This is a genomic window from Shewanella sp. GD03713 (assembly GCF_029843705.1).
Taxonomy (GTDB): domain Bacteria; phylum Pseudomonadota; class Gammaproteobacteria; order Enterobacterales; family Shewanellaceae; genus Shewanella.
Window position 1 is genome coordinate 2,805,831 of record NZ_JAOCIW010000001.1, and the last position, 18,764, is coordinate 2,824,594.

Sequence of the window (18,764 nt, forward strand, 5' to 3'; positions counted from 1 at the left end):
AAACGAACGTGCCATAATTAAAAGCATCACCATATTATAGGTTCTATAAGATTTTATTATGATAAACCCACAATGGCTCAATACCTTTGCAGTGTTGGTGGAAAAGGGAAATTTTACCCGCACGGCCGAAGCCATAGGTATCACCCAAGCCGCGGTCAGTCAGCATATCAGTCGCTTAGAAGAACAATACGGCACCCTATTTTTGCGCCGTAGCCGCCAACTCGAAATCACTCCCATTGGTGAGCATTTGTTGAGTTACGTCAACGATATAGACTGCGCCGAGAAGCGATTACAGCAAAAACTCATTCAAGACGATGCCCATATTGGCGAAATTAGCCTTATCACGCCTGGCAGTATTGGCTTAACGCTCTACCCCTTGCTTTTACAGCTACAAACGGCGTTTTCGCAGCTAAAAATTCATCATCGTTTTGCCCCCGATAATGAAATCCTCTCCGCCATTCTCGCGAATCAACATGAGCTGGGGATGGTGACGTTTAAGCCGTCGGATCCCAGTATTTGCAGCAGCCATTTTACCGAAGAGCCCCTCGAGCTGGTTGTGCCTGCGGGGCATAACATTACCAGTTGGCAAGATTTGCAACGCCTCGGATTTATCTCCCACCCCGATGGCGAAGCCATGGCCACCCGTTTATTGAGCCGCAAATATCCAGGGAGTCCTGGCATCCAAGAGATCCCCTGTAAAGGCTTTATCAATCAGATAAGCTTAATCCTCGAACCCGTCGCCAAGGGACTCGGCTTTACCGTGATCCCACGCTATGCCCGTAAGGCCTTTGAACGGCAAGAGGAAATCTATGTGGTTGAGTGTGGCAGCCAAGTCGTGGACACCATTTGGCTGATCCACAGAGCCGAGTGGCCTTTGTCCCGCCGAGCACAAACGGCCATCGCTTACTTAAAAAGTCAAATTTAACCTAAACCGACAGGTAAAAATGCTGCGGCGAAAGGCGTTAAACGGCAAAGTGAATGCCTAGTAATAGAAATCTAGCGATTTTAGAACAACATAATTAATTGAATATCGGACAGATTTATATTTATAGGTTATATTAGCATCTATAAATAGTACTCCATGTTGTTAGTACTCCCTTTAATTGCACGGCTGCGAACAATGACAAAAACTGCCCCACAACACGCCGAAACGGGTTCCGATACCAGCCATAGTCAGGCCATTGATACTATTTTAAATAGTCTCGATGCGCTGGTTTATGTCTCTGATTTAGATACCTATGATTTACTCTATCTCAATGACTACGGTGTATCGGTTTGGGGTGAGGCAAAAGGTAAAAAGTGCTATCAAGTGCTGCAATCGGCACAACACTCGCCTTGTCAATTTTGTACTAACCCTAAACTATTGGATGAAAAGGGAAATCCTGCAGGTGTCCATGTGTGGGAGTTTCAAAATACCCAAAATGGCCGTTGGTACCAATGTCGCGATCAAGCCATTCATTGGACCGATGGCCGATTAGTTAGAATCGAAATCGCCACCGATATCACCGAACGCAAACAAATGGAGCAAGCGCTGATAGAGGCAAAATCCACGGCCGAGCGCCTTGCCGATACTGATGAACTGACCCAACTCTATAATCGCCGGGCTTTCTTCAATTTAGGTCGCCAAGTCGCGCAGCAAACAGCACAACCACTAGCCTTTATCATGTTCGATATTGATCACTTTAAGCGGATTAACGACCGCTGGGGCCATGCGATGGGAGATGCGGCGCTTATCCATATCGCAAGATTGACGCAAACCAAACTGAGAACGAATGATATTCTTGCTCGTCTCGGCGGCGAAGAGTTTGGGCTGATTTTACCCAACACTCACCATGAGCAAGCATGGCAAGTGGCAGAGTCGATTCGCCACGGGTTTGATACGCAGCCACTACAGCTTGACGGCCACAGCATCCACTGCACCGCAAGCTTTGGCATATCATCCTTAATCTTGCCTCCAATTAATCATCCCGATGAGGCACAAGCCCTCTTGGAACCCTATTCAATAATGCCGATCAGGCCATGATGCAAGCCAAGCGCGCAGGTAGAAATCAAGTCTGTGATGCGGCCTAACAATACAAATAAAGTTAGTCCATTTATGATTGGTATAAGACTTGTGATGAGATAGCAACAATGCCAATCCGAACTGACTGTATAACTATTCGTGCAGCTAAATACCTTTGCCCCAAAACGAGATAAGTTTGTCCTCAGGTGTGCAGGATGAATTGTCATTGTTTCCCCAGTGACACGCCGTGAATATGTCTCTATAGGCTCGACGGCGGCATCCATGCCGCCAACGGTCACAGTTGCAACAATGACAATCTTTACGACCATTGAACTGTTCACCTTGCTAAAAAGCTAATGCCCCAAAACGAGATAAGTTTGTCGTCAGGTGTTCAGGATGAATTGTCATTGTTTCCCCAGTGACACGCCGTGAATATGTCCCTATAGGCTCGACGGCGGCATCCATGCCGCCAACGGTCACTGTTGCAACAATGCCAATCTTAACGACCATTGAACTGTTCATTGGCTAAAAGCTTTTTGCCCCAAAACGAGATAAGTTTGTCGTCAGGTGTGCAAGACGAATTGTCATTGTTTCCCCTGTGACACGCCATAAACTCATCCCTGAGGGCTCGACGGCGGCATCCATGCCGCCAACGGTCACAGTTGCAACAATGGCAATCTTTACGATCATTGAACTGTTCATTGGCTAAAAGCTTTTTGCCCCGATCCATGTTTCGGCTCGTTAGCTCAATCGAAAATTCCTACTCTGGTTGCCATACAAATTCTTATCTAGTTACCTATGTTTGCCCCTACCGCGAAACGGCTAATAATGTATGGCTATACAGTCATATTTAAATTTAGATACTTTGGAGTGATTTTAAGACAATATCAGTGCGCACTAATTCCATCCAAAATAAATAAAACTCTTTAAAATCAGGTGAATATAGTAACTGAATTTTAGTTAATAGGTTTGGAAAACGCGCATGCGCGTTTTTCCAGATGGTGTATTTTATAAAAAGCTGATAACTTCTGCATAAACAGATAGTTAACTGTGCGCATTTTTACTGGTCTAACGTGATAAACGCGCATGCGCACTAATAAAATGTTATGTTTCTTGACCGCACCTGTTAAATGGTGCTATTAATAGCACTAAATTGTTGGCTAGGTAACCACTATGCAAGTGAAATTTTCCGAGGATGTCATTCCTCTATCAGACCTGAAGATCAATCCCGGAAAGGTGGTTGGTCGAGCACAGGACACGCATCGCCCAATCCTGCTTACCAGCCGTGGCCGCGGCGTAGCGGTTGTGCAGGGGCTCGAGGATTATGAGAAAAGTGCAGAGGAATTGCGGTTTGTGAAAGCGGTGGCGCAGGGGCTTATGGATGTTCGCGAGGGCAACACCGTATCGTTGGAGGACGCCAAGAAAACGTTGGGCATCAAGTAAATGGAATTACGCATCGCACAGTCCGCTCTTGAGGACTTACAGGCTATTCAAGAGTATTACAAAGAGCAGGATGTTCCACATATCGGTGATGATTTCGTGGCTGCGATCTTGGAGCATAGCGAAATGCTTCAGCTCCACCCTGATGCTGGCCGTATTGTTCCTGAATTCAACCTGGATCATATTCGCGAATTGATTCACGCGCCATTTCGAGTTGTCTATCTCAGGCAAGCTAAAGAGGTTGTGCTCATACGAGTCTGGCGAAGTGAGAGGCAGCTTGAATTACCTGCAAACGAAACATAACCAAGCCATGCACCGGATGCCAAACCCTTCGCTTCGCTACGGCTTTGTCACCGGTGATGGCGGGCGTTATGTAGCAATATTATGATTCAAGCATTAGCTGTTACCGACATACCGTTTACCGGATTAAATGTTGAAGTTACAAACTTAAACTGGAACTTCGATGAGGCTGTAATAGATATTTTTTGTCCGTCTGAAAATAAAGAAATCAAGGTTAAATTTAACAACGAATTTGGTCCTTGCGCTTTAAGGCTACTCGATGAAGCCGACCTTAGCGAAAACTGGTCTGAGATAAATATGTCTCAAGGTTGGGTGTATAAAGTTTCTTCCGGTGGCTGGTTTGAGCAAGAGTCACAAAGAGAGGGCTTCCTAATGCAGCATTCGTCCCATATTTATAAAGAGTATTTAATTATTGGTTTGGATGCCTGCGTTTCAGTTTTCACAAAAGAAGATGTTCAAATCTTAGATTCTGAAAATAATGTGGTGGCTACAATTGCTACATAACCAGTTGCTCAAGTTTACTACGCCAGCTAATGCTGGCTCCGTGGGACTGGCGCGTGGCGCCAGCCCCTTAGCAAAACGTTATATACTAAGTGCATCGACATGAAGCCGGAAGACTTTTTTAGAATTGCAATGCTGAAGATTGAGCATTGTAGAACCAACGTAGATAACACCGAACTACTATGGGGTGATGAAGTTACGCTGTTTAATCAGCTTTCTGCTGAAGAGTTTGAACAAGCTGCGCTGAAATACATCAATGAGAACACGGTCGCTGATGCTGAAGCTCTGGGAACTGCAATTTTTGTTCTGGGTAAGTCACACGACCGACAGTTTCATCCCGTTTATTTGAAGGTCATTCGAACGCTCATCAATAGCGACCTTAATGCGTGCTACCAAGCTGCCATTGCCATAGAAAATTTTGGTGAGCGAGTTTTGTTTGGTGCGGATTTGTTCACTTCGCCTGAATTAGTTAAATCAAGGTTAGCGGAGCACTTAGTCAAAAATGGTGTATAACAAGTCAAGGCAGCATCGCCCTGCGGGCTGGACGCGCTAACGCGCCGCTGCTTGAAGCGTTAGCCCATAGAGATTTTCATCCGAAAATGACGAGTTAGAGTTAATAACCTAACTCATTTTTGTCCCAAAACTGCTTAGCATTTCTTTAAACCTACAGGCTAAACCGATGCTAAACAGGTAAGCCGTGGTGATGAGCGAGGCGACCGTCCGCTATTTGACATGCCATTGATTGCCATAAGCCATACCAACGAAAAACTCCCTAAGTTATTAATAACTCGGTTGTATTCCCCATATACAAAACGTAAAGACATCACTTCAATGCAAATCACAGACACAAAAAAGCCCGCAACTGATTAAGATTGCAGGCTTTATTGTTTATGAATTTGGTCGGTATGAGAGGATTCGAACCTCCGACCCCTGACACCCCATGACAGTGCGCTACCGGGCTGCGCTACATACCGAAAATGTCGTGCTTAAATAAATTATCTTAGATAAGCTTAAGCACTTGTTACTTAAGATGCTATTGAGTGGGGTTCACCTTAAGTGAGCCAGACTTTAGCAATTGCCTCGCCTCTGTGCAAGTGCTTAGTGAGATGAGTTTGATCAACTGCTTAGTTTCTGGTCTGTATGGCGAATTTTTGCCAGAAACCACATAGCCGCTAGCAGGTAAAACCATGGTGAATGCCAGACTGTGAGCTAAGACCAAACTTAAACCACCTGTTCAATATCAAATTAAGAAACTTCTGCTAAGCTAGATATAATTTATAGTTTCAGTGCAATCGATTGCTTTTTAAGCACAATTTTGACTAAAGGGACTTATCTTTGCGTGTATCAGCTCTGAATATTGCCCATCTAAAGTTAGCCACCTTTCTCGGCCTAGTGGGTTTAGTGCTCAACATCTACCCTATTCCACTTTTTGCCAACGTCCAGCTTATTTTAGGCAACGCGGCGGTGGTGATTGTTGCCATCTTACTCGGGCCTTGGTATGCCCTGTTTACGGCCCTATTTACGGCAACGGGTTTGATGTTGGCTTGGTCTAGTGCCCACGTGTATCTGGTGTTTTTGCTTGAGGCGCTGTGGTTGGGGTTTGCGCGGCGCAGAGATTTCCCCATACTCTACGCCAGCATTTGTTATTGGCTGTTGTTAGGCTTGCCATTAATGGGCTTATACCTTTGGTTAATCACGGGAATGCCGACTTACCACATTCCCTTTACCACGGTAAAACAAGCTTTTAATGGCATTTTCTACACTACCTTAGGTGAGCTTTGCGTGGTGGCACTCCCAAGTTTGTGGCACTTAAAAGATAAGCTGGTAAACCATACTCGCCGAACCATGAGTGCGCAGCTTAGCTATCTGTTTATTTTGATTACCACCATCAGCTTACTGACCTCATCCCTCGTGTTTAATCATTATTTTATGGATAAACAACAGGTGTTGATTAATCAAAACCTCAATGACACAGGGATCTCCCTTGGCCACGCCACCGAAACTTATATCAGCACTAACACCCGTACTATTGCCAGCATAGGTAAATTTATCAGCGTATCGGGTTTGCCTTTCGAACAATGGCAACCCGTCCTCGATAGTGTTCAGGGTTTAACGCCCAGTTTTACGACTATGTTTATCGCCAATGAAGATGGCGACATAGTGGCGGGCAGCCCACTTGAGAAACTTAACCAAGTTAAGCTGTTACCACAAAAGGTGAATGTGCTGGATAGGGATTACTTTATCCAAGCTTTTATTCACCATAACACCTTTGTCTCGCCGGTATTTATTGGCCGTGGGCTCGGCAAGGACATCATCATCGCCATCAGTGCCCCAATCTTTAAAGAAGAGTCTAAAACTGCGATTGGCATTGTTGAGGGCAGTCTCGATTTAAGTTACTTCTCCAATATTGATAAGCAAAATCAACACCATGAGACGCAATCCATTATCTTATTGGATGAGAAGAAAAATATTGTTTACGCCTCGGAAAGACTCGGTCTACAACCCTTAACCCCTTTCAACTATGTCACGGGTAGCACTGAGTATCGCACGCGATTACAGCTGATGAATATCAATCAGGAGGATACTGAAACGCCTGAGTATATTTACGCCCACCATAAACTCAAAAATGGTTGGCATTTGTATGTGGTTGAGCCGTTTGTCCCCCTGCTGACCTTAGCCCAAGAGCAATATACTAAGACCATAGTGCTACTGTTACTCAGCATGGTCGGCGCCATTATTATCGCCAAAGCAATCAGCCGTTTAACGACTACTCCCCTCGCCTTACTGGCGCAACATTTTAGCCAAAAGAAAGACGGCAGTATCAATGAGGAAAAATTTGAACACGAGCTGCTCGATAACAGTACCCCAAAGGAAATCTATAGCCTGTACGAGAGCTTAGAAGCCAATCAGCAAGCGCTGCTTAGCCATCAACTCGAGTTAGAAGATAAAGTGGCACAGCGCACTATGGATTTGGAAATCGCTAACCGCAAACTCAAAGATATGGCCGAGCGGGATTCCCTCACCAATTTGTACAATCGGCGTTATACCGAAAAGCAATTCCTGAAAATTCAAGACTTGTGTGAGCGAGGCCAAGATGCCATTGCCGTGGTATTACTCGACCTCGACTTCTTTAAAAAAGTGAATGACACCTACGGCCATCTGGCGGGCGATGAATGCCTACGGGTGATGGCAGAAGTGTTAACGAGTCACTTTAAGCGTGATGTCGATTTGCTGTGTCGTTATGGCGGTGAAGAGTTTGTCTTGATATTACCTATGTGTAATACCTTGAAAGTTGAGCAACATCTAAATGGCTTCCGCGAAAAACTCGCTAGCGTGGTGATTACTAACCCGGCCGATCAAGTAACCTTTAGCGTCACTGTAAGCATAGGCGCCATCATTGCCGATGCCGCCTACAGCTCAACGCTTGAAGTCTGGTTAAAGCAGGCGGATGAGAACCTGTATAAGGCCAAAGAGCAAGGGCGCAACTGCGTGGTTTGCACCCTTATCAGTGCTTAGTTCGGCATGTGCGCAGCGCGATACTGGTCAATCCGCGTTAGCATGTAGGGGAAAAACGGATTCCATTTTTGGCGTAACATTTCCGAGGCGGGCACGCTATACACCCCACGCTCGCCACGGGATGCAGCCGCGCCAATTTGGATCCGGTGTAATTTTTCATTGGTTTTAATGCCGTATAATCCATCATCTTCATTAAAGGGTAAGGCCACATGGGACAGAGAATACACCCCCGCAGGCCAATGCAAAGATAAGCTTTCCAGCGCTGGCACACTATTATCTTGAGGCATAAGACCAAACTCCCGCGCTTGAACCTGAGTCGTCTCGCTATCCTGATTTTCAATCAAGGTGCCACGGTAATGGATAGTGTCGGAGGATGCTGGTAATAACGCGAGCAGCGGATCATTTGCCATCAATTTACTGTTGATCACGGTGCGGTTCATATCAAACAACACTAACTCATGGCCTTTCTCGGGCAGCACTTGGTAAAGCAGGTTCACTACCGCGGCACTTGAAACCGTCGCATCTGCAACGGATTGAAAGGTTAATATGTCAGGAATATGCTCACGTTGTGCAGGTGTTAACCCACTCAATAAGCTTTGATTACGTAGCGCTAGTTGATAGACCACATCGCCCGCGTTCACCGCAAAAGAGGTGTATTTAAAGGGATCGTATTCCATCTGAATACTGTTCCACTGCAATTTATCTAAATCGAGTAAACGGCCAATCCAACTCTGCCAACGGGCCGCAGCCGCAATCGGAGCAAGCCCAATGGCAGGCGACATAAAAATCATTCCCGCATAATCAGGATCTTTCTCCTGATTAATAAGCTCTAACTCATGGTTTAGCGCTACCGCGGCGCCCGTTGAAAAGCCAATCACAAACAGAGGTTTACCTTTAAGCTCTTGTTTCATATGCGCCGTAGCCAAGTTCACCGCCGCGGCTAAGTCCTGCCAGTAGAGGCTCGTCAAACCACTCGGAATGGTGCCATGGCCTGGGAGTCTTAATCCGAGCACATGGGCTTTACCCTTAAAATGTGCCGCCACATTTGACATAGCATAGGGCGAATCGGACATACCATGGAGCAACAATACGCCAAAGGGCGCATTGGCCTTAGGCCACTCGAAGGTGCGGTTCCAGTTATGGGGCCAACGGGCAGGATCCGACAGACTGTTTTTAACGTAGCGATTCACGGGTGAAGCATCCGTCGCCGACACTTTTTTAAGGACTTTATTGTCCACTTCGGCAAATAACTTATCTTCTAAGGCGATGTAATCACTGAATTTGTCTAATTTAGTGTTGTAGCGAAACTCGTTTTTAAGTTCAGTAATGTGCCAAAGGGAGAGATCGGGTCTGGCATTGAGAAAATGTATGCCTGTCACCAATAGGGCGACGGCGATCCCCAAACAGGCATAAAATGCCGCGAAAAATAAATGTTTGGTTGAGCCTATGATGATGGCTTTCATTCTCGTCCCTTGGATCCCGTAAAATGCGCAATCAGATTATAAGGTTAGATAAAAAAAAACCTCAACTTTCATGTTTAAGATTTGATCTCGCGGCAATTTAGTTTCGGCTGTGCGCCTAAGTTAGGGTAAAATCCGCCCTACTTTGACCCCCATATTCGACTGTTATGCATATTGGCCCAACCGCAGCGACCTATGCGTTTTATCTCCCCAATCCCCCACTCATGCCTGAAGATTGGCATTGGGAGCAGGATAACGCGATAGCAGAACTCATCGCCTTAAACGGCAATCACTGGCGTAAGATCTTCACAATTATGGCAAAAATTTGCGCTCCCAGTGAGGATTGGCGCGATTATCGCGACAACTTATTACTCAAACAGCAGCAAATGCTGCTAATAGGTGCCAATGCCCTCTCACCACATGCCAATATTCATATTGTCTGTGGGCAAGCCGCCGCCATGGCATTAGGGATTGCAGTCGATAGCCATATCGCTACTGACGCGTTGCAAACAACCAAACAGCAATTAATGCAAGACTCACAGGCTAAACTGCAAGACGTCACGGCAATGATGCTGTCACAGTCTCCACTCTCAAGCTGTGTACTACTCACGCCTTATTTAGACTATCGCCAATACTCAAACGCTTTGATTGCCCTGACGCGTAACCATCTCAAAGCGAAGCAAAGCTAAAGGAATGCGGCTGAGCTCAATATCAATGCAACTAAGCTCCATGCAACTAAGCTCAATGCGACTACGCACTATGTGAATAATGCTCGATTCAACTTGGCGAGATAGCATTAAGCTTTCGCGCATAAAAAAGCACCCACTAGGGTGCTTTTTCGTTATGTCTCAGACGGTAACCGTCTTAAATTAATCGTAAATAGTGGGTATAGGTTGACGCTTATGCTGCGTGGCCTTGTAGATATTGATAAGTTTTTCTTCAACATCCTTGCCGACTTCTTTCCCTTCAAGGAAATCATCGATTTGCTCGTAGGTCAGTCCAAGCGCCACTTCATCTTCCAGTAGCGGTTGATTGTCTTCCAAATCCGCGGTTGGCGCTTTATAGACTAAGGACTCTGGCGCGCCTAAATATGCCGCAACTTGACGTACTTGGCGTTTGTTAAGGCCAAATAAAGGCGCAAGATCGCAGGCGCCATCGCCCCATTTGGTATAAAAACCGGTGATATTCTCGGCGCTGTGGTCTGTCCCAACCACAAGCCCTCCCACTAAACCGGCTAACTCATACTGGGCAATCATGCGCATGCGCGCTTTCACGTTACCTTTAATAAAATCAACTTTTGCCGCATCCGGTGAATGCAATCCCGCTTCGACAAAGGCCGTTAAGGTAGCCTGATGCACACCATCGACCCCTTGGTGCACATTGATGGTGACTAATTTGGTCGGCTGAATAAACTGGCAAGCTTGCTGAGCTTCATGCTCATCTTTTTGAATTTGATAGGGTAAGCGCACCGCAATAAACTGATAACCGCCGTCAGTATGCTCGCTATTGAGGCTATCAACGGCCAACTGACATAAACGTCCCGCCGTGGAAGAATCCACACCACCGCTGATCCCAAGGACCAAGGCTTTGCTGCGGGCAGCTTGCAGTTTAGATTTAATAAACGCCACACGGCGCTGCACTTCGAACTCAGGATCGATGGTCTTGAGTACCTTCATTTCTGTTAAGATCTGCGCTTTCACCGAAAATTCCACCTTAATATTCGCTGTTATTGGGAGCAGTGATTGGGCTAACGTTATCATTTATTCGGGTCTGCCTGTAGCAAAAATTAACATTCACAGGGTTAATTGTTGAGAAAACGTCATTGGCTCAAGTTTTCGTCTATCCCCAAAAACAACAAGGGCAATAACGGTTTGCCGCTATTGCCCTTATTTACTCAAGCCAGTACTGACTTATCTTTCCCAGTAGGATTCTTCTAAGCTGTCTTCACGCTCAGGTAAACCGCGGGAGAGACGCGGACTATGCTGCGCCAACACCTCGTAAGCCACGCGGTTAGCGTACTTACAAATTTGCGAGAATGACGAATAACACAAACCATCACGCTTGTGCTTGCTTGAGCCTGGCACATTGGTCTTGTGGAAGGTATTGGCCGCCAAATCGTGCAATAACGCCGATAACGCACCATCACCGGCGCCGTTAGTGTTGCCGATTTTCTCGGGGCCGCCCATGTAAGGCGAAATATGGGCAAACACTTTAATCGGGTTTTCGCAGTCACGTTTCAGCTTAGGACGCGAGAACTCATAACGGTTAAATTCGGGGATAGCACCGGGCAGCAGTGTATGGCTGGTTTCACGCTTTTCGGCATCATCGGTATAACCTGCGGTATAAAGCCCGATGGGGCCTGCGGTGGTTAACACCATATCACACCACTCGAGGGCTTTTTCGCTGGCAAGCAGCGGATCGCGAAATCCGGTTAAGGCCTCGCCTTCATCTTCGTTCATCGCCAAAATGGTCACATGCTCTTGGATAAAGTTTTGCCACCAAACCGGATCTTCTTCGATTAAGAAGCGTGTGCCTAAGGTCAATACCACGGGGACTTCGGCGGCTTTGGCATATTCAATCGCGCACATGGCCGCATCGGTGATCCTGTCGCCGCCGCTGGCACGCATTAAATAGGCGGTTAATACCAAGGCAGAGCTGCCCTGTACTACGTCTTTATCAATGTATTCTGGGGTTAACTTGTCCATCGCCCCTTTGCTGATCGCAAAGGTACGCTCACCACAATCGGAAATCAGCGTAAAACAACGGCCGATAGGACCATCGACGGGTTGCAGGAAGTTAAGGTCAACCTTAGAGGAAGTGTTACAAAGATAACGGTAGGCGTAACTACCAACTTCGATATTTTGGCTCATCACCCCAAACAGCACTGAGCGGTCATCGGCCAAAATAGAATAATTGTGCACTGTGTTACCAATAGTGCCGCCCGCAAACTCATCGCTGATCAAACCTTGTTGTTTCAGCTCGGTATACAGGGCGTGCGCTTGCTCGTCATTGATCAGAGTCGAATTGCCCTTAGGTAAACCATAACGGCTGAGCAACTCATCCTCTACCTTGGCTTCGATATCCACTAGGGTTTGATCGATACCGCTGACATAAGTCGCAAAGGGTTGAGGTTGCTGGGTTAATTGCTCAAGCAGTGGGTCACGGGTTTTGACCGGGAAATAATGTTTCGATTTGCGCTGACCGGGAAACTTCATAGTGGCTCTCTTTTCCTGGCATCCATGCTAATGGGCATTACAACGAGCGTTGGCTCATCGTGTCCTAAAAATAATGAGTCTAGGCTAGAGAGATAAAAAATCCACTCCCGAGCCACAAAGGGCGCAGATTCTACCATAAAATCAGCATGAAACTAGGCCGTGTTTCGGTTTCAACGGGAGAAATTTACCGTCACTCTGCGCGTATCCAAGGTTGAGCTTGTTCTTGCACCAGTTGCCTGAGCAGCTCGATATGGAGCTCATCATCATTTAAACAGGGAATAAAGTGATAGGCCTCGCCGCCCGCATGCAGGAAAGTCTCTTTACCGCCAATGGAAATTTCTTCTAAGGTTTCAAGGCAATCGGTGGCAAAGGCTGGGCAAATCACATCGACACTTTTTACGCCTTGGCGGGGTAAATCGGCCAGCAGCTCATCGGCATAGGGGGTTAACCACTCTTCTTTACCGAAGCGGGATTGGAAACACACCTGCCATTGTCCGTCGGTTAATTCCAGCGCCTGCGCCAGTAACTTGGCCGTCGAGCGGCACTGCTCAGGATAGGGATCGCCTTCGGTGGCATAACGCAGCGGAATACCGTGGAAGGATAAAATCAACTTATCAGCCTGCCCATGGGTTTTCCAATGGCGCTTAACCGAATGCGCTAAAGCCGCGATATAGGCTTCATGGTCAAAATACTGCTTGCTAAAACGCAGCTCAGGAATGTCACGCACTTGGGTAAAATACTGCGCCACCGCATCGAACACACTGGCGACGGTTGAGCAGGAATATTGCGGATACAGCGGCAGTACCACGATACGTTCGGCGCCTTGGGCCTTAAGTTTGGCAAAGCCGCTATCAATCGAAGGATTGCCATAGCTCATGCCCAGTTCCACCGGAATGGTTTGATTAAAGGTCGCACTCAGATCCGTAGCTAACTTTTGCGCCTGCTGCTCGCTTATCACCATCAGCGGTGAGCCCTGCTCCGTCCATACGCTCTGATAAAGTTTGGCCACCTTGGCGGGACGGGTATTAAGGATTATCCCCTGCAAAATCGGCTGCCACAGCCATGGGGACAAATCGACGACCCGAGGATCACTTAAAAACTGTTTGAGGAATCGCTTAACCGCTTTGGGAGTGGGTTCATCGGGCGTGCCGAGATTGACCAATAACACGCCAAACGCAGGAGAGGGAGAAGTCAATGTGTTACCTTTTATTAGCCAAATACCACGGCAGGCTAACATTCAGTTGCCAATAAAAAAAGCCTGCAATAGCAGGCTTTTTCTTAATATGAGAACTTGTTCTCGAATTTAGCAATGATGCTTATTTCAGCACACTGGCTAATTGTGCACTCACAGCCGCTACCGACTGAGTACCATCAAACTTGTGGTATTGAGTGTTACCCGCCGCAGCCACTTTGCCATAGTATTCAACCAATGGCTTAGTTTGCTCGTGGTAAATGCCTAAACGCTTACGCACTGTGGCTTCTTCGTCATCTGGACGAATCGCTAAGTCTTCGCCTGTTACATCATCCTTGCCTTCCACTTTAGGTGGATTGAATACCACGTGGTAAACACGGCCAGAACCTGGGTGAACGCGACGACCGCTCATGCGCTTAACGATTTCCTCGTCTGGCACATCGATTTCGATCACGTGATCAATGCTGATACCGTTTGCCGCCATCGCATCCGCTTGTGGGATAGTGCGTGGGAAACCGTCTAACAGGAAACCTTTAACACAGTCGTCCTGTGCGATACGCTCTTTAACCAGTCCAATGATCAGATCATCAGAAACCAGTTGGCCTGCATCCATCACTTTCTTCGCTTCTAAACCCAGCGGAGTACCGGCTTTAACGGCAGCACGTAACATGTCGCCAGTAGAAATTTGTGGGATACCATACTGTTCCATAATGAACTGGGCCTGGGTACCTTTACCGGCACCTGGGGCGCCCAATAGGATAATGCGCATCTCAAGAGTCCTCTTTTTCGCATTGATATTCTTCTTAGGGCGGCGATCTTCGCACATCTGGCCGCCATTGAGAAGGCTTTTAGCTTCGACTTTAGCCTCAGAAACCGTAAATAAATCGCAGTTTTGCGGCCAATTTAATCCTTAATAGAGCAAGGTATAGAGCTTACGGCGGTACTGATTCGCCAGACTATTGCCTTGCCCAAGCGCCGTTAAAATCTCCATAAAGACTTGTTTTACCTTGCCATTTTCAGCGGTTAAATCCTTAGATAACACACTGTATAAATGTGCGAGCGCTTCTTCGTCTCGGTGGGCCGAATGCAAGGCCTTACAAAGTTCGAGTAATAACACTAAATCCTGCGGATTATGCTCGAACTTCTGCTGCAAATCACGAATTTCTGGCGTGTCCGCCGCATCCAAGGCAAGGGTTAATTTCGCCTTTAAGCTCTGGTAATAACCATCTTGGTCGGCAAGGCCAATCTGCTCGAGTAGCAGCTGCGCTTGGACGAGTTCACCCTGCATCAAATACACATCGGCAAGCACTAAACTCACCTCGGCCGCCTGATTGGAGGCGCTGTAGGCGTCTTTCAGTAACACGACCGCCGTGGATAAATCCTCCGCCGACACTTGGCTTAAGGCTAACAGGGCTTTGGCTTGCTCAAGCTGTAATTGCCATAAGGGTGGCAAGTGTTTCTCCAGCATAGCATTAATCTGCGCCGCCTCTTGCATGCCCACAAAGCCATCAATTGGCTGGCCCTTATCGAGCACTAAGGTGGTCGGCAGTGCTTGAATGCGGAAATAGTTAGCGATTTCCAGCTCGGTTTCGCAGTTCACTTTCGCCAGCACAAAACGGCCAGCATGTTGCGCGGCAAGTTGCTCGAGTGTTTGCACCATGGCAACACTCTGCGGCTGTGGCTGGGCCCAAAACACCATCACCACCAGTTGCTGCATCGAAGCATCAACCACTTGCTGAATATTGTCTTTCGTTAGATCGAGGATATTGTCCATGGTTTTCCTTACTCCCAAACTGGCACCTCTACGGGGAAATGCCCTAGGATAATGCGACTCGCGCTGCCTAAAACGGAATCGGGGCACTTGTGTCTCGACTCAAGTGCCCCGAATGTCTTACTTCAGGCTCGCCAATAGCATTTGGTTCATCAGCTTAATAAAGGCCGATGGATCCGCTAGGCTGCCCTTCTCCGACAATTGCGCCTGTTGCAATAACAGATTCGACCAATCGGCGAAGGCGGCTTCATCTTGTAGATCGTTTAAGCGCGACACTAATGGGTGCGCTGGGTTGATCTCAAACGTCGGCTTGACCTCTGGCACTGGCTGACCCGCAGCCTGCATCAGTTTGATCATCTGGCTCGACATCTCACCTTCACCCGTCACCACACAGGCTGGGGTATCGGTTAAGCGTGAAGTGACTTTCACATCGGCCACGCTAGCGCCTAATGCCGCTTTAATGCGTTCAACCAAAGGTGCAGACTCTTCGGCGAGTTTCTCTTGCGCTTCCTTCTCGGCCGCATCTTCCAGCTCACCTAATTCCAGCTCGCCACGGGTGACTGAGTGCAGTTGCTTCTCTTTGTATTCGGTTAAGTGATTGATTAACCACTCGTCGATACGTTCTGACATCAGCAACACTTCGATGCCTTTCTTACGCAGCAGTTCTAAGTGTGGGCTGTTAGCCGCGGCTTCGTGGCTGTCGGCAACGATATAGTAAATCTTGTTTTGGCCTTCCTTCATGCGGCTTAAGTAGTCATCGAGTGACACTGTTGGGGCCGCGCTGCCAGTATGGGTAGACGCAAAACGCAGTAAGCCAGCAATACGTTCACGGTTTGCAAAGTCTTCCGCTGGACCTTCCTTCAACACTTGACCAAATTCGGCCCAGAATTGTTGGTATTTTTCCGCATCGTCTTTTGCCAGTTTTTCCAACATACCCAACACGCGCTTAGTGATACCGGTGCGCATCGCCTTGGTGATGTGGTTGTCCTGCAAAATCTCGCGAGACACGTTCAGCGGCAGATCGTTTGAGTCAATTAACCCCTGCACAAAGCGCAGGTAAGATGGCATAAACTGCTCGGCATCATCCATGATAAACACGCGCTGAACAAAGAGCTTCAGGCCATGCTTACGGTCGCGGTTCCACAGATCCCATGGCGCTTTTGAAGGGATATACAACAGGTTAGTGTATTCCTGTTTACCTTCAACGCGGTTATGGCTCCACAGCAGTGCGTCTGTGTAGTCGTGGGAAATGTGCTTATAAAATTCTTGGTACTCTTCGTCACTGATCTCAGACTTATTGCGCATCCACAGCGCAGTCGCCTTGTTCATGACCTTCCAGTAACCTTCGGTTGCGGGGATTTTTTCACCGTCAGGGCCATCGCGCTCAGGGGTGCCTTCCTGCCACATTTCAACGGGTACAGAGATATGATCTGAGTATTTTGTGATGATGGAACGTAGGCGCCACTCATCGGCAAACTCTTTCTCTTCATCACGCAGATGCAGAGTGATCTCAGTACCACGGCTCGCCTTAGTGATAGTATCGACGGTGAAACTGCCCTCACCTTCCGATTCCCACAATACGGCTTCATTGGCCTTATGGCCGGCAGCACGGGTGCGTACTGTAACTTTTTTCGCCACGATAAAGGCGGAATAGAAGCCCACACCGAATTGACCGATCAGCTGCGAATCCTTTGAGGCTTCGCCAGAGAGGTTTTTGAAGAATTCGGCGGTGCCCGATTTGGCGATCGTGCCTAAATGCTCAATCACGCCATCGCGGGTCATACCTACGCCGTTGTCTTCGATGGTCACAGTGCCTTTTTCTTTGTCTGCGCTGATGCGCACACGTAGCTCACCGTCACCTTCATATAGTGCGTCGTTGGTCAAGGCAAGGTAACGCAGCTTATCGGCCGCATCCGCAGCGTTGGAGACCAGTTCACGCAAGAAAATTTCTTTGTTGGAATACAAAGAATGGATCATCAAATGCAACAGCTGTTTGACTTCAGTTTGAAAACCATGAGTTTCTTGTTGTGACATGAAATTTTCCTTATTTGTTACGCAATTTGGTTAAAGCAAACGCTTAGTGATTAATAAAATGGGGCTGTAAATCCACTTTTCAAGGGGGGAGATAAAATCACAGATCAAATGGCGAAAAATAAGGCAATTTGGGGCCAAAACACGGCAAATGGCCGAGTATTTGGGCAGTTAGTCTTAAACAAGTGAGGCTAACGCGGCGAACAACAACACGTAAGAGCATCTGCTCAATACTCTTTATTCACATCATCCTGCGCCCATAAAATAAAAACCCGCGAGCACAGGACTGGCGGGTTTTCTCTTTAGGCCATCACACGCTACAGCGGGATACGCCCATTGAAGGACAGTGCTAAGGTGGTGCTGTCGACATATTCCAGCTCACCACCCACGGGGACGCCGTGGGCGATACGGCTGATCACCACCTTATGGCGCCGTGCCATATCGGCAATAAAGTGGGCGGTGGCCTCACCTTCTACCGTTGGATTGGTCGCGAGGATAAGCTCAGCAACATCGCCCGAGGCTAAGTGACGCTCTAATAGCGCCAAACCTAACTCCTCAGGCCCCACCCCATCGAGTGGTGATAAATGGCCCAGCAATACAAAGTAGCGACCGGTAAAATGTCCACCCGCTTCAATGGCTAACACATCGGCCGGCGTTTCGACCACACAAATCGTCGACGAGGAGCCGCGTTTATGGCTAGCACAAATCGGACAGAGGCTTTCTTCAGTGTAGGTTCGGCAAGACTGACAATGACCGATATCGCTCATGGCACTCGACAGCGCCGAGGCTAATTTAAGCCCAGCTTTTCTATCGCGCTCAAGCAATTGAAACGCCATACGTTGAGCCGATTTAGGCCCAACCCCTGGCAAACAGCGCAGGGACTGAATTAACTCGTCAAGCAGGGGACTAAATTTCATTGTCTATCTCAATTAAAATGGCATTTTCATGCCTGGTGGTAATTGCATACCGCCAGTCACTTCGGCCATTTTGGCTTTTTGGTTTTCTTCGATACGACGCGCGGCATCGTTACACGCTGCGGCAATCAAATCTTCTAACATCTCTTTATCGTCTTCCATCAAGCTTGGATCGATTTCGACTTTACGTACTGTGTGTGAGCCAGTCATGGTCACTTTAACCAGACCCGCACCCGATTCACCGACCATTTCCATGCGGGCAATTTCTTCCTGCATTTTTGCCATTCTTTCTTGCATCATCTGGGCTTGTTTCATCAGATTGCCCATACCGCCTTTTCCAAACATAGTCATTTCTCTTCTATTAGGGTTAGTCGCAAGCTTTTAAGCTGGCTAATCTTACTGAAATAAATGGGATTGGCAAT

At 47.5% G+C, this 18,764-nt stretch carries 18 protein-coding genes and 1 tRNA gene; 8 read left to right on the forward strand and 11 right to left on the reverse strand.

Annotation, left to right across the window (positions count from 1 at the left end):
- Nucleotides 1–58 precede the first annotated feature (58 nt).
- Both N5E87_RS12380 and N5E87_RS12385 read left to right on the forward strand, forming a co-directional pair.
- Nucleotides 59–925, forward strand: a complete 867-nt coding sequence (locus N5E87_RS12380) for a LysR family transcriptional regulator (RefSeq protein WP_086904932.1) — start codon at nt 59–61, stop codon at nt 923–925.
- 195 nt (nt 926–1,120) lie between these two features.
- Nucleotides 1,121–2,023: a GGDEF domain-containing protein gene (locus tag N5E87_RS12385; protein ID WP_256657284.1), complete on the forward strand. Its 903-nt coding sequence runs from the start codon at nt 1,121–1,123 to the stop codon at nt 2,021–2,023.
- A 504-nt stretch (nt 2,024–2,527) separates the two neighbouring features.
- Here the strand turns inward: N5E87_RS12385 and N5E87_RS12390 are convergent.
- Nucleotides 2,528–2,692, reverse strand: coding sequence for a hypothetical protein (locus N5E87_RS12390; protein WP_218558506.1), 165 nt, complete (start codon nt 2,690–2,692; stop codon nt 2,528–2,530).
- A 483-nt stretch (nt 2,693–3,175) separates the two neighbouring features.
- Between N5E87_RS12390 and N5E87_RS12395 the strand changes: the two genes are divergently transcribed.
- The 4 genes from N5E87_RS12395 (at nt 3,176) to N5E87_RS12410 (ending at nt 4,756) form a co-directional block, all read left to right on the forward strand.
- Nucleotides 3,176–3,445, forward strand: a complete 270-nt coding sequence (locus tag N5E87_RS12395) for a type II toxin-antitoxin system Phd/YefM family antitoxin (protein ID WP_086904841.1) — start codon at nt 3,176–3,178, stop codon at nt 3,443–3,445.
- Entirely contained in the window at nt 3,446–3,745 is a 300-nt protein-coding gene (locus N5E87_RS12400; RefSeq protein WP_086904840.1) for a type II toxin-antitoxin system RelE/ParE family toxin, read from the forward strand.
- An 81-nt stretch (nt 3,746–3,826) separates the two neighbouring features.
- The gene (locus N5E87_RS12405) at nt 3,827–4,246 is read left to right on the forward strand and encodes a hypothetical protein (RefSeq protein WP_086904839.1); all 420 of its coding nucleotides are present in this window, start codon (nt 3,827–3,829) and stop codon (nt 4,244–4,246) included.
- A gap of 99 nt (nt 4,247–4,345) precedes the next feature.
- Complete coding sequence (locus N5E87_RS12410) at nt 4,346–4,756, forward strand: hypothetical protein (RefSeq protein WP_086904838.1); 411 nt, start codon at nt 4,346–4,348, stop codon at nt 4,754–4,756.
- A gap of 384 nt (nt 4,757–5,140) precedes the next feature.
- Here N5E87_RS12410 and N5E87_RS12415 read toward each other — a convergent pair.
- Nucleotides 5,141–5,217, reverse strand: a tRNA-Pro gene (locus N5E87_RS12415).
- A 361-nt stretch (nt 5,218–5,578) separates the two neighbouring features.
- Here N5E87_RS12415 and N5E87_RS12420 point away from each other — a divergent pair.
- Nucleotides 5,579–7,759: a diguanylate cyclase gene (locus N5E87_RS12420; protein ID WP_086904837.1), complete on the forward strand. Its 2,181-nt coding sequence runs from the start codon at nt 5,579–5,581 to the stop codon at nt 7,757–7,759.
- Here N5E87_RS12420 and N5E87_RS12425 read toward each other — a convergent pair.
- Nucleotides 7,756–9,222, reverse strand: a complete 1,467-nt coding sequence (locus tag N5E87_RS12425) for an alpha/beta fold hydrolase (RefSeq protein ID WP_086904836.1) — start codon at nt 9,220–9,222, stop codon at nt 7,756–7,758. The genes N5E87_RS12420 and N5E87_RS12425 overlap by 4 nt on opposite strands.
- Nucleotides 9,223–9,386: 164 nt before the next feature.
- On the opposite strand from N5E87_RS12425, the gene N5E87_RS12430 reads away from it, so the two are divergent.
- Nucleotides 9,387–9,908, forward strand: coding sequence for a hypothetical protein (locus N5E87_RS12430; RefSeq protein ID WP_086904835.1), 522 nt, complete (start codon nt 9,387–9,389; stop codon nt 9,906–9,908).
- A gap of 180 nt (nt 9,909–10,088) precedes the next feature.
- On the opposite strand, the gene nadE is transcribed toward N5E87_RS12430, so the two are convergent.
- The 8 genes from nadE to N5E87_RS12470 form a co-directional block, all read right to left on the reverse strand.
- A complete protein-coding gene (gene nadE, locus N5E87_RS12435) occupies nt 10,089–10,919 on the reverse strand; it encodes an ammonia-dependent NAD(+) synthetase (RefSeq protein ID WP_041413069.1) in 831 nt (276 codons plus the stop codon).
- A gap of 210 nt (nt 10,920–11,129) precedes the next feature.
- Entirely contained in the window at nt 11,130–12,434 is a 1,305-nt protein-coding gene (locus tag N5E87_RS12440; RefSeq protein ID WP_086904617.1) for an inosine/guanosine kinase, read from the reverse strand.
- A gap of 190 nt (nt 12,435–12,624) precedes the next feature.
- A complete protein-coding gene (gene hemH, locus N5E87_RS12445) occupies nt 12,625–13,671 on the reverse strand; it encodes a ferrochelatase (protein ID WP_176370366.1) in 1,047 nt (348 codons plus the stop codon).
- Between the two features lie 79 nt (nt 13,672–13,750).
- A complete protein-coding gene (gene adk / locus N5E87_RS12450; RefSeq protein WP_011623010.1) occupies nt 13,751–14,395 on the reverse strand; it encodes an adenylate kinase in 645 nt (214 codons plus the stop codon).
- 141 nt (nt 14,396–14,536) lie between these two features.
- A complete protein-coding gene (locus N5E87_RS12455) occupies nt 14,537–15,400 on the reverse strand; it encodes a tetratricopeptide repeat protein (RefSeq protein WP_086904618.1) in 864 nt (287 codons plus the stop codon).
- Between the two features lie 117 nt (nt 15,401–15,517).
- Nucleotides 15,518–17,431 carry a molecular chaperone HtpG gene (gene htpG / locus N5E87_RS12460; RefSeq protein WP_086904619.1) on the reverse strand — a complete coding sequence of 638 codons (1,914 nt, stop codon included), beginning with the start codon at nt 17,429–17,431 and terminating at the stop codon, nt 15,518–15,520.
- A gap of 314 nt (nt 17,432–17,745) precedes the next feature.
- The gene (gene recR / locus N5E87_RS12465; RefSeq protein ID WP_023265729.1) at nt 17,746–18,345 is read right to left on the reverse strand and encodes a recombination mediator RecR; all 600 of its coding nucleotides are present in this window, start codon (nt 18,343–18,345) and stop codon (nt 17,746–17,748) included.
- Between the two features lie 12 nt (nt 18,346–18,357).
- Nucleotides 18,358–18,687 (reverse strand): YbaB/EbfC family nucleoid-associated protein, encoded by a 330-nt coding sequence (locus tag N5E87_RS12470; protein WP_047540411.1) that lies wholly within the window; start codon nt 18,685–18,687, stop codon nt 18,358–18,360.
- Between the last annotated feature and the right edge of the window lie 77 nt (nt 18,688–18,764).